The following is an 11,077-nucleotide window of genomic DNA, read 5'->3' on the forward strand; positions in this document are numbered from 1 at the left end:
GCTGCTCGACGCCGAGCCCGCCGCGGTGGCCCGCGCGCTGGTCGCCTCGGCCAGTCGCTACTCCGACCCGGTCCGGGCCATCGCCGGCGCGCGCACCCTGCGGCGCCGCGAGCTGGCCCGCATCGCGTCGGCCGACCTGCTCGGCATGCTCGAGGTCACCGACGTCTGCGCGGCGCTGACCTCGGTGTGGGTGGCGGTGCTGCAGGCCGCGCTGGAGGCGATGATCCGGGCCAACCTGCCGGTGAGCGGCAGGGCGCCGGCGGCCATCGCGGTCATCGGCATGGGCCGGCTCGGAGGCGCCGAGTTGGGTTACGGCTCCGACGCCGACGTGATGTTCGTCTGCGAGCCGACGCCCGGAGTCGAGGATTCCGCGGCGGTGCGCTGGGCGAACGGCGTCGCCGAGCAGGTTCGCGCGTTGCTGGGCACGCCCAGCGTCGACCCGCCGCTGGAGGTCGACGCCAACCTGCGGCCCGAGGGCCGCCAGGGCCCGCTGGTGCGCACCCTGGCCTCCTACGCCGCCTACTACGAGCAGTGGGCGCGGCCGTGGGAGATCCAGGCGTTGCTGCGGGCGCACGCGGTCGCCGGCGACGCGGAGCTGGGGCAGCGGTTCCTGCTGATGGCCGACAAGACCCGTTATCCGCCCAACGGGGTGTCCACCGAGGCGATGCAGGAGATCCGGCGCATCAAGGCCCGCGTCGATTCCGAGCGGCTGCCGCGCGGCGCGGACCCCAACACCCACACCAAGCTGGGCCGCGGGGGACTGGCCGACATCGAATGGACCGTGCAGCTGCTGCAACTGCGGCACGCGCACGAGATCCCCGCGCTGCACAACACATCGACGCTGCAGTGCCTGGACGCGATCGCCGCGGCCGAGCTGGTGCCCGCAGACGAGGTCGACCTGTTGCGGCAGGCCTGGCTGACCGCCACCCGGGCCCGCAACGCGCTGGTGCTGGTCCGCGGCAAGCCCACCGACCAGCTGCCCGGGCCCGGACGCCAGCTCAACGCCGTGGCCGTGGCCGCGGGCTGGCCCACCGACGATGGCGGGGAGTTCCTGGACAACTATCTACGGGTGACGCGAAGGGCAAAAGCGGTGGTGCGCAAGGTGTTCGGAAGTTGAGTCAGGAGTCCGGCGCGTTGGACGCCATATTCGAGGTGCTCAGCGCGGCGGAGGCCGATCGCGTGACCGCCCTGTACGCTCCGCTGGCCGATGCGGTCCGTGAGCTCGTCGACGCGACCATCCGCACCGAGGCCGACGACGACGTCGTCGCCGAGGCCCGGCGCACGATCCAGGCCGTCACCGCGTCGCTGCGGCAACGCACCCGGCCGATGGGGGTGAGCTACCGCGTCAACGGTCGCCCGCTGCCGTTGGGCAACGCCGCGATCGGCGTGTGCAATCCCATCGCCCCGCCGATCGTCGTGCACCACGAGGGCGAGGGGCGCTGCTGGAGCGAGTTCACCCTCGGCTCGGCCTACGAGGGTCCGCCCAAACTGGTGCACGGCGGCGTCAGCGCCCTGGTGCTCGACCACATGCTCGGCGAGGCGGCCAGCGAGGGGCTGTCCAAGGCGCGGTTCACCGGAACCATCACCGTGAAATATCTGCGCGGCACCCCGCTCGGTCCGCTGCGCTGTGACGCGTGGGTCGACGGCAAAGACGGCCGCAAAGTCTTTGCGCGCGGCACCATTTCGGATGCCGCCGGTGTCACCGTCGAGGCCGACGGCGTCTTCATCGAGCCGGCCTGGGCGCAGGAGCTGCAGTGAAGTTCTACATCAGCAGCGCGTTTTTGAACACCCGCGAGATCATCGAGCTGGCCAAGGCGGCCGACGAGCTCGGCTACGACGGGATCGGCATACCCGACCACGTCGTCAACCTCGAGACGCTGGACACGCCGTACCCGTACACCAAAGACGGCCAGCGGCGCTGGCAACCCTTCACGGACTGGCCCGATCCCTGGGTGCTGGTGGGTGCGCTGGCTCAGGTCACCACGCGGTTGCGGTTCGTCAACACCGTCTACATTCCCGCCATGCGCAACCCCTTCTCGGCGGCCAAAGCCATTGGCACCGCCGCGGTTCTGGCGTCCGGCCGGGTGGAGCTGGGCATCGGGGTGGGCTGGTGCCGCGAGGAATTCGCTCTGATGGGTGAGCCATTCGAGGCCCGCGGCAAGCGCACCGACGAGATCATCGAGCTGATGCGGGCGCTGTGGTCGCCGGGCTGGACGGAGTTCGACGGCGCGTTCTTTTCCGCGCCCCGCCTCGAGATGCAACCCACCCCGCCGCCGATCCCGGTGTATGTCGGCGGCCTGTCCGATGTCGCGCTGCGCCGCGCCGCCCGCAACGACGGCTGGATCGGCGATTTGATCAAGACCGAGCGGGCCATCGAGGCGGTCGGGCGGCTGCGGGAATTGCGTGCCGAAAACGGTTTGACCATGGACGATTTCACCATCCTGACACCGCTGACCGACGCGTTCACCACCGCGGACTACCGGCGGGTCGAGGACGCCGGCATCACCGGCATCATCACGATGCCGTGGATGTTCTATGCCGGGCCCGACGCCAGCCTGGACGACAAGATCGACGGCATGCAACGCTTCCGCAAGGACCTCGCGCTCGACGGCTGAATCACACCTAATTCGGCGCCCGGGGCCACCTAAACGGTGGCGCGGGCGGGCTCGCGCGGCTCGGCATCGCTTATCTTTCCGGGGAATAGTTGCCCCGAACGGAGTCGGAGATGCGCGCCACTGTCTGCGCTGCGGCCGTGGCCGTCGCGGTGGTGACGGCGGCGTGCGGTGGTTCACCGTATGTGGGCCTCTCGACGGTCACGTCCGGGCCCCACGCCACGACGGTCACGAGCCCGGTCTCGCACGCGAGCGCGGCCGCCGCCGACGCCTACTTGCGGTCGCTGGTCCCGACGCCGGCGACCGCGAAGAGGACCGACGGCCCCGATCCCATTCATGACGGCGGCATCCGTCTGCACTTCTTCGTCAACGGAGCCCCGGCCGAGGTGCTGAGCGCCTACAAGACCGCGCTTCTCGACGGGCACTGGACGCTGATCGTCGACAGTTCGAGCGGTGACAGGACGACCTATACCGCCAGGAACGGCAACACATTCGGGGTCTTCACCGCCGGAAGTTTCGGCGGCGCGACGGACATCGACGCCTGCGCGTGGCCGTCGGCGCCCGCCGACAAGGACTGCGCGCGCCGCGGATAACAGCCGAGGCGGCAAAATGCGAAACCACCCGCGCGGCAATCTCCACGCGGGTGGTTTCGCCGCGCCGACTTAGGCGACGTAGCTGATAGTCGATCGGCTCCCTCTGGAGCAGCTCGGTTTTAACGGCGGAACCGATCGGGTAGATAGCTCGCGTGGGGGGAGATCACCGGATGAATCGATGGCAGACAGCTCAGGCCGTGGAGTTCACCCGAGCTTTGCGCGCCCAGCTGGCCGAGATGAACAGCAAAATCGCCTGGATCGAGCGGCAGAGTGCAAGGGCCAGTAACGCCCGCGCAGGCGCATTGCGGATGGAAGCAACGACGCTGCGCCGACATGTCAGGGAGGCTGAAGCGCTCATCGCTTCGCTGGACCAGAAGTATCTCGGTCGACAAGCCGGTCGTCCATCTCAGCGAAGGCTGCCGCCGAGGCCGGGCGCCTCGCCAAGAGCCCAACTGGTTGATCTTTAATAACGGCATCAGCACTTCGAGGTCGCCGTAAGAATGGGAACGGAGCGGTCCCTCGTCATCTCTGTGTGACCTCGGACACACCGCGACCTAGTTTTATCGGTATCGCCATACCATATACTCATACCAGATTGGTTCTAGTGAGATGAGGATGGCGGCCGTGGAATCGTGGCGAGACGAACTTTCAAAGCTTCGGGATGTTGTTCGAGGGCCGGTCTTCACGGAAGATGACGCGGCTTACGGCAGCGAAGTGGCGGTGTTCAACACGGCGGTCCGACACCGGCCCGTGGTCGTGGTGGGCGCCGCCGATGCGGCAGATGTCTCCGAGGCGGTGAGGTTCGCGGTCGAGCACGGTCTGTATGTTGCCGTCCTCAATACCGGCCATGGACCGACGGTGCCCGCCGACGCGGATACTCTGATGATCACAACCAGCCGAATGTCGGGCCTATTCATCGACGTCGAAAACCGTTGCGCGCGGGTCGAAGCCGGAGTTCAGTTCGGACAGCTGGTCGACGCCGCCGCGAAGTACGGGCTGGCTCCACTGCCGGGGTCATCGCCGGGAGTGGGTGTGGTCGGCTACACCCTTGGCGGCGGGGCGAGTGCGACGATGGGGCGCAAGTACGGCTGGGCGGCCGACCACGTCACTGACATCGACGTGGTCACCGCGGATGCCCAATTGCGTTGCGTATCAATGGCGTCCGAACCCGATCTCTTCAGTGCGCTGCTGGGTGGAAAATGCAATTTCGGTGTGGTGGTCGCGATGAAGTTCGCGCTGTTCCCCGTGACATCGTTGTACGCCGGTGCGCTCTTCTACTCGGGCGAACACGCCGGGCGCGTGCTGGAGGCCTTCCGTGAGCTCACCGCGTCAGCACCCGATGAGTTGACGATGGGATTGGCGCTGCTCAATCTGCCTCCCTTGCCCGGCCTTCCGCCCTTCATGCAGGGTGGGTTGACCGTATCGGTGCGGGTCTCATATGTCGGTGATGAGCGCGTCGGTGCCCGGCTGATCGACCCGCTGCGTCGGGCGGCTCCGGTGCTGGCGGACGGTGTCGCCAGCATCCCCTACGCGCAGTTCGCCACCATCAGCAACGATCCAACCGATCCCGCGCCCGCGGTCGAGCATTTCGCGCTGCTTCGAGAACTGGGCCAGGACACCGTCGACGCCATCGTCGACGTGGTGGGCCCCGGATCCGGCAGCGCTATCAATATGGTCGACATACGGCATTTGCAAGGGGCTTTCAGCAGACCCGCGCCTTTCCCGAACGCGGTGGGCGCGCGGGACGCCGCTTATGCCATATTCGCCCTGACCGTCGTCCCGCCCGGCCAGGAAGTGGCAGACTACCGTGACTCGGGCCGCGAACTTCTTGCGGCGCTTGATCCTTGGCTGCACAATATGGCGAATCCAAGCTTCGTCGGCCCGGCGGACACGCCCGAGGACCGTACCCGCCGGGCCTATGCGCCCGACGTCTACGAAGAGCTGCGGACGGTTAAGGCGAAGTACGACCCGCGCAACACCTTCCGCCTCAACCACAACATCCCACCGCGCGTCGCTGTCTGAGACCACGCATCGACACCGTTCACCGGGGTTGCCCAACGCCGGTATTTCCGTACCATATTGAAATGCCTGTTGAACGCCGTGCCCGCCGAGCTGGCGGCGCGCGCCGCGTCGCGGCCGTCGAAACCGCCGCCGCGGTGCTGGCGGAGCGGGGCTATGAAAATACCCGCTTCGCCGATGTCGCGGCGGCCAGTGGCGTCGCCATCAGCACGCTGCAGAACTATTTCGGCTCACGCGAGGACATGCTCATCGAGGCGATGCGGCACGCGACGGAGATGGAGGTCGCCGCGTTCGAGGCGGTGGCCGACGCCGAAACCGATCCCTGGAATTCCCTGGTGGCGATGATCGATCGCAACCTGAACACTCCGTTGCACACCCATCAGCTGCTCATCGAATTCTGGCGCTCCGGCATTCGCGATGCGGAATTGCGCGACTACGGCGAAGAAGGCTGGTCGCGCTACCGCGCGCCGTTCGTGCGAACAGTCATCGAGGGTCGCGACGCAGGCGTGTTCGCGCCGGTGGTCTCGCCCGAAGACGTCGTCGATTTGTTGTTGGCCGCGCTCGTCGGAGCCATAATTCCCCGCGTGCTGCGTTTTCCGAACCCGTCGGCGGATCGATTTCGGACCTCGTTGCTTCGGCAGCTCGCCGCGATGCTGGGCAGAACCGGATACCAGTAGGCCACCCGGCCTGCGATCGTGGAGCCGATCGCCGACCGGGTGGCCGTCGTTGGTTCTCGACGTCTTTAGACGTCGTAGTACAGCGCGAATTCGTAAGGGTGCGGCCGGATTTGGACCGGCAGGATCTCGTTTTCGCGCTTGAAGTTGATCCACGTCTCGATGAGGTCGGGCGTGAACACGCCGCCCTCGGTGAGGTATTCGTGGTCTTCTTCGAGCCGGTCGATCACCGCGGACAGCTGGGTGGGCGCCTGCGGAATGTTGGCGGCCTCCTCAGGCGGCAGCTCGTAGAGGTCCTTGTCGACCGGGGCCTGCGGCTCGATCTTGTTCTTGATGCCGTCCAGGCCGGCCATCAACATGGCCGAGAACGCCAGGTACGGGTTGCCCGACGAGTCGGGGCAGCGGAACTCGAGACGCTTGGCCTTCGGGTTGGTGCCGGTGATCGGGATGCGGACACACGCCGACCGGTTGCGCTGGCTGTAGACCAGGTTGATCGGGGCCTCGTAGCCGGGTACCAGGCGCTTGTAGGAGTTCACCGTGGGGTTGGTGAACGCCAGCAGCGACGGTGCGTGGTGCAGCAGGCCGCCGATGTAGTGGCGGGCGGTGTCCGACAGGCCGGCGTAACCGGTCTCGTCGTACATCAGCGGGCTGCCGTCCTTCCACAGCGACTGGTGGGTGTGCATGCCGGAGCCGTTGTCACCGAACAGCGGCTTGGGCATGAACGTCACGGTCTTGCCGTTCTGCCACGCCGTGTTCTTGACGATGTACTTGTAGAGCATCATGTCGTCGGCCGCGTGCAGCAGCGTGTTGAACTTGTAGTTGATCTCGGCCTGGCCGCCGGTGCCCACCTCGTGGTGGCCCTTCTCCAGGCTGAAGCCGGCGGTGATCAGGTTGGTCAGCATCTTGTCGCGCAGGTCGACGTAGTGGTCGACGGGGGCGACGGGGAAGTAGCCACCCTTGGGGCGCACCTTGTATCCGCGGTTGGGGCTGCCGTCGAGCTCGTTGGGCGAACCGGTGTTCCACCAGCCCGAGATCGCGTCGATCTCGTAGAACGAGCCGTTGGTGCGCGAGTCGAAGCTCACCGAGTCGAAGATGTAGAACTCCGCCTCGGCGCCGAAGTAGGCCGTGTCGGCCACGCCGGTGCTGATCAGGTAGTTCTCGGCCTTGCGGGCGATGTTGCGCGGGTCGCGCGAGTACGGCTCGAGGGTGAAGGGGTCGTGCACGAAGAAGTTGAGGTTCAGCGTCTTGGCTTCACGGAACAGGTCGATCTGCGCGGTCGCCGGGTCGGGGAGGAGCAGCATGTCGGATTCGTGAATGGATTGGAATCCGCGAATCGACGAACCGTCGAAGGCTAAACCATCCTCAAAAACGCTCTCGTCGAAGAATGAAATCGGAATTGTGAAGTGCTGCATGATGCCGGGCAGGTCACAAAACCGGACGTCGACAAATTCGACGTTCTCGTCCTTGGCGAGTTTGAAGACGTCGTCGGGCGTCTTGTCCGTCACAGAGTGCTCCTTTACTTGGTGAGATCCGCGGCCTGACGCTATGGAGCAGATGTTGCCCGTCAGTCAACCCGATGTTGCGCGCACGTTACGTGACCATGCCACACGCTAAAAGTGGCCACTTGGGCGGCGGGTTCTATTGTGGGGCCATGGATCGCAAGATCGTATCTTTTCTGGTGACCGGGCGCACCGTCTGCCCTCCTTACCAGGCCGTCCCGTCGGGTTATTCGGACCGCGGTCCGCGCCGATGATGGCCGAATCGCGATCCGCATATCCGGGCGAAAAGCTGGGCCTGCCGGAAAGTGGCCCGGGATCGCTGGCGCCGATGGGCCGCCGCCTGGGCGCGCTGATGATCGACTGGTTGATCGCCTACGGGCTGGCCGGGCTGGCCATGCGCTTCAACTTGTTCTCCCAACCGGTGCTGGCCACCGCGGTGTTGGTGATCTGGTTCGTGCTCGGCGTGCTCTTCGTGCGGTTGTTCGGGTTCACCCCAGGCCAGCTCGCGCTTCGCCTGCAGGTGGTCACGTTGGACGGACGCGACCTGGTCGGCCTTGGCCGGGCGGTGGTGCGGGGAGTGCTGGTCGGGACGGTCGTCCCGGCGCTGTTCACCGACTTCGACGGCCGGGGCATGCAGGATCGGCTGACCGCGACGGCCGTGGTGCGACGCTGACCTGAGGAGCTGACCGGGCTGACCTGATGGCGGCGACCCGCCGCGCCCGGCTTCGCCGCGCTTGCGATCGCCGCTACCGGCGGCGGACGGTGCGCCCGGCTTCGCCGCGCTTGCGATCGCCGCTGAGCTGATGGCGGCGACCCGCCGCGCCCGGCTTCGCCGCGCTTGCGATCGCCGCTACCGGCGGCGGACGGTGCGCTGCACCCCGCGCATCTTGCCCGCGTTGGGCAGCGGCCCCTTGGGCATGACGGCCGCGCCGGCGCGCGACCCCAACGCGGCCAGCCGCGACTCCAGCGTGTCCATCTGCTTGACGGTGATGTTGGCCGGTAGCCGGGTGAGATGGCGCTCCAGCTTCGCCAGGGGCACATCGTCCTCGCCGTTGCCGACGATGATGTCGTAGATCGGCACGTCACCGATCAGGCGGGCGGTGCGCTTCTTCTCCTGCGCCAGCAGCGGTCGCACCCGCGTCGACGTTCCCTCGCCGACCAGGATGACGCCGGGCCGGCCGATGACGCGGTGCACGGCGTCGAAATGCCCGGTCGCGGCCACCCCGGGGGTCACCCGCCACTTGCCGCGCAGGTTGTCCAAAGCCCATGCGGCGGCCCCGGTTTGACCCTCGGCCTTGCGGTAGACCGACTTCTGGGCGCGGCGGCCGAACACGATGAAGGCGACCAGCCCGCCCAGCACCACGCCCAGCGGGATGAGGGTGATCATCGTCAGCCCGCCGGCCCACAGACCGACCGCCACCGAGATGCCCACGATCAGCACGAAGGCGCCGATCATGTACGGCAGGAGGCGCTTGTCCTCCTGGCGCTGAAGGTTGAACGCCTGCCACAACTGGGTGCGGCGCTCCCGCGCGGCGGCCTTGCGGGCGGCCTGCGCCTGCGCTCGGGCGGCCTTGTTCTGCGCGGCGTTGCGGGATTTAGCCATAGTCAAAGAATACGTAGGGCCGCTATGGGGCAGACGCCGCCACCGGGCGCCGGCGGCGTCAGGCGCGGCTGCGGGCCGCCTGCTCGTAGAGCCGACCCGCGCGATACGACGAGCGCACCAGCGGTCCGGCCAGCACCCCGGCGAAGCCCAGCTCCTCGGCGTGCCGGGCGAACTCGACGAATTCCTCCGGCTTCACCCAGCGCTCGACGGGGTGGTGGCGCGCCGACGGGCGCAGGTACTGGGTGATGGTGATGATGTCGCAGCCCGCGTCGTGCAGGTCGGCCAGGGCAGTGCGCACCTCGTCGGGGGTCTCGCCCATGCCGAGGATGAGGTTGCTCTTGGTGACCAGCCCGGCCTCGCGCGCCGCGGTCAGCACGCCGAGGCTGCGCTGGTAGGTGAAGGCGGGTCGGATCCGCTTGAAGATGCGCGGCACCGTTTCCACGTTGTGCGCCAACACTTCCGGGCGTGATTCGAACACCTCCGCAAGCCGGGTGGGCTCGCCGTTGAAGTCGGGGATCAACAGCTCCACGCCGGTCGAGGGGTTGAGTTCCTTGATGGCGCGCACCGTCTCGGCGTACAGCCAGGCTCCGCCGTCGGGCAGGTCATCGCGGGCCACCCCGGTGACCGTGGCGTAGCGCAGCCCCATGGTGCGTACGCTGTCGGCGACCCGCCTCGGCTCGTCGCGGTCCAGGGCGGCGGGCTTACCGGTGTCGATCTGGCAGAAGTCGCAGCGGCGGGTGCACTGGTCGCCGCCGATCAGGAAGGTGGCCTCGCGGTCCTCCCAGCACTCGAAGATGTTGGGGCAGCCGGCCTCCTCGCAGACCGTGTGCAGACCCTCGCGCCGGACCAGGCTCTTGAGCTGGGTGTACTCCGGGCCCATCTTGGCCCGCACCCGGATCCACGGCGGTTTGCGCTCGATCGGGGTCTCGGCGTTGCGCACTTCCAGGCGCAGCAGTTTGCGTCCTTCCGGTGCGACAGTCACAGCGCCGATGCTACGCGCGCGGCCGCCGCGTGGTCCTGCACCGGCAGCACCCCGTCTAGGGCGTCGCACACCGCGTCGGCGACCGCGGTCTGCACGTCCTCGACCGACACCGGGCGGCGCAGCTCGGCCGACAACGACGTCACACCGGCGTCACTGATGCCGCACGGCACGATGGCGCCGAACGCGTCCAGGTCGCAGTCGCAGTTGAGCGCGAACCCGTGCAGGGTGGTCGCGCGCGACACCCGCACGCCGATGGCGGCAACCTTGCGGTCGGGGCGGCCGTCGGTGCCCGGCACCCACACCCCGGACCGGCCCGGCACCCGGACCGCGTCCACGCCCAGGTCGGCGCAGACCTTGAGCAGCGCCTCTTCCAGCCGCCGCACGTAGTTCACCACGTCGAGCGGTTCGGCCAGGCCGATGATCGGATACCCGACCAGCTGGCCCGGGCCGTGCCAGGTGATCTTGCCGCCGCGGTCGGTGTCGACGACGGGAGTGCCGTCTACCGGCCGTTCGTGCGGTTCGGTGCGCCGGCCCGCCGTATAGACCGCGGGGTGCTGCAGCAGCAGCAGCGTGTCGTTGCCCCCGGCCACCCGGGCGTCGGCCAGATCGCGTTGCTGCTGCCAGGCCACGCGGTAGTCGACGATGCCGAGCGGGCGGACGTCGATCAGGGCCTGGCTGGACCGGATGGAATCGATCACGTTCGCGACGGTACTCGGCTCGGGCCGGACGGACCGAGTCCGGTGGCGCTAGTCGTGGTCGCGGCTGGCGGTGGCGTAGGCGAGGGCCTCGCCCACGGTGTTGTGGTGGAAGACGAAACCGGCGCGCTCCAGCGCGGACGGGATGGCCCGCTGCCCGGTCAGCAGCCCCTCGTCGGCGAACTCGCCCAGCGCGGCCCGGATGGCAAAACCGGGCACCATCAACGGCGTTGGGCGATTGACGGCCCGCCCGAACGCGGTGGTGAATTCGGCGTTGGTGACCGGCGCGGGACCGGTCATGTTCACCGGGCCCGACAGGTCGGGGTTGAAGATCGCGAACAACAGCGCGCGCACTTCGTCTTCCAGGGTGATCCATGACATGTATTGCCGTCCGCCGCCC

12 protein-coding genes and 1 pseudogene are annotated in these 11,077 nt (G+C 67.9%); 8 read left to right on the forward strand and 5 right to left on the reverse strand.

Features of this window, described 5'->3' with window-relative positions; genetic code table 11:
• The 7 genes and pseudogenes from A9W96_RS19895 to A9W96_RS19920 form a co-directional block, all read left to right on the forward strand.
• Positions 1-1,117, forward strand: a pseudogene (locus A9W96_RS19895) (bifunctional [glutamine synthetase] adenylyltransferase/[glutamine synthetase]-adenylyl-L-tyrosine phosphorylase); the annotation flags it as partial.
• Positions 1,114-1,758, forward strand: coding sequence for a PaaI family thioesterase (locus tag A9W96_RS19900; protein ID WP_066862801.1), 645 nt, complete (start codon positions 1,114-1,116; stop codon positions 1,756-1,758). The pseudogene A9W96_RS19895 and the gene A9W96_RS19900, both read left to right, overlap by 4 nt.
• Positions 1,755-2,615, forward strand: coding sequence for a TIGR03619 family F420-dependent LLM class oxidoreductase (locus A9W96_RS19905; RefSeq protein WP_066862804.1), 861 nt, complete (start codon positions 1,755-1,757; stop codon positions 2,613-2,615). The genes A9W96_RS19900 and A9W96_RS19905 overlap by 4 nt, the downstream gene beginning before the upstream one ends.
• A 110-nt stretch (positions 2,616-2,725) precedes the next feature.
• Complete coding sequence (locus A9W96_RS19910; RefSeq protein ID WP_067142359.1) at positions 2,726-3,205, forward strand: hypothetical protein; 480 nt, start codon at positions 2,726-2,728, stop codon at positions 3,203-3,205.
• A gap of 170 nt (positions 3,206-3,375) precedes the next feature.
• Positions 3,376-3,672: a hypothetical protein gene (locus A9W96_RS31600; protein ID WP_156752878.1), complete on the forward strand. Its 297-nt coding sequence runs from the start codon at positions 3,376-3,378 to the stop codon at positions 3,670-3,672.
• A gap of 148 nt (positions 3,673-3,820) precedes the next feature.
• Positions 3,821-5,227: an FAD-binding protein gene (locus A9W96_RS19915; RefSeq protein WP_197499582.1), complete on the forward strand. Its 1,407-nt coding sequence runs from the start codon at positions 3,821-3,823 to the stop codon at positions 5,225-5,227.
• A 62-nt stretch (positions 5,228-5,289) separates the two neighbouring features.
• Positions 5,290-5,901 carry a TetR/AcrR family transcriptional regulator gene (locus A9W96_RS19920; RefSeq protein ID WP_067142364.1) on the forward strand — a complete coding sequence of 204 codons (612 nt, stop codon included), beginning with the start codon at positions 5,290-5,292 and terminating at the stop codon, positions 5,899-5,901.
• A gap of 65 nt (positions 5,902-5,966) precedes the next feature.
• Here the strand turns inward: A9W96_RS19920 and glnA are convergent, their stop codons facing one another.
• A complete protein-coding gene (gene glnA / locus A9W96_RS19925) occupies positions 5,967-7,403 on the reverse strand; it encodes a type I glutamate--ammonia ligase (protein ID WP_066877693.1) in 1,437 nt (478 codons plus the stop codon).
• Positions 7,404-7,647: 244 nt separating this feature from the next.
• Here glnA and A9W96_RS19930 point away from each other — a divergent pair, with 244 nt between their 5' ends.
• Positions 7,648-8,070: an RDD family protein gene (locus tag A9W96_RS19930; protein ID WP_066877695.1), complete on the forward strand. Its 423-nt coding sequence runs from the start codon at positions 7,648-7,650 to the stop codon at positions 8,068-8,070.
• 177 nt (positions 8,071-8,247) lie between these two features.
• On the opposite strand, the gene A9W96_RS19935 is transcribed toward A9W96_RS19930, so the two are convergent.
• The 4 genes from A9W96_RS19935 to A9W96_RS19950 all read right to left on the reverse strand — a co-directional run.
• On the reverse strand, positions 8,248-9,000 hold the full coding sequence (locus tag A9W96_RS19935) for a DUF4191 domain-containing protein (protein ID WP_067142367.1): 753 nt from the start codon (positions 8,998-9,000) through the stop codon (positions 8,248-8,250).
• A 58-nt stretch (positions 9,001-9,058) separates the two neighbouring features.
• On the reverse strand, positions 9,059-9,982 hold the full coding sequence (lipA, locus tag A9W96_RS19940; RefSeq protein WP_066862653.1) for a lipoyl synthase: 924 nt from the start codon (positions 9,980-9,982) through the stop codon (positions 9,059-9,061).
• The gene (gene lipB / locus A9W96_RS19945) at positions 9,979-10,680 is read right to left on the reverse strand and encodes a lipoyl(octanoyl) transferase LipB (protein WP_067142370.1); all 702 of its coding nucleotides are present in this window, start codon (positions 10,678-10,680) and stop codon (positions 9,979-9,981) included. Before lipB ends, lipA begins: the two co-directional genes overlap by 4 nt.
• Positions 10,681-10,728: 48 nt before the next feature.
• Positions 10,729-11,077 (reverse strand): DUF1731 domain-containing protein (locus A9W96_RS19950; protein ID WP_156765333.1); only part of this gene is annotated, 349 nt, incomplete at its 5' end.

The sequence above is a fragment of the Mycobacterium sp. 1245852.3 genome, from assembly GCF_001669335.1.
GTDB classification, from domain to species: Bacteria; Actinomycetota; Actinomycetes; order Mycobacteriales; family Mycobacteriaceae; genus Mycobacterium; species Mycobacterium europaeum_A.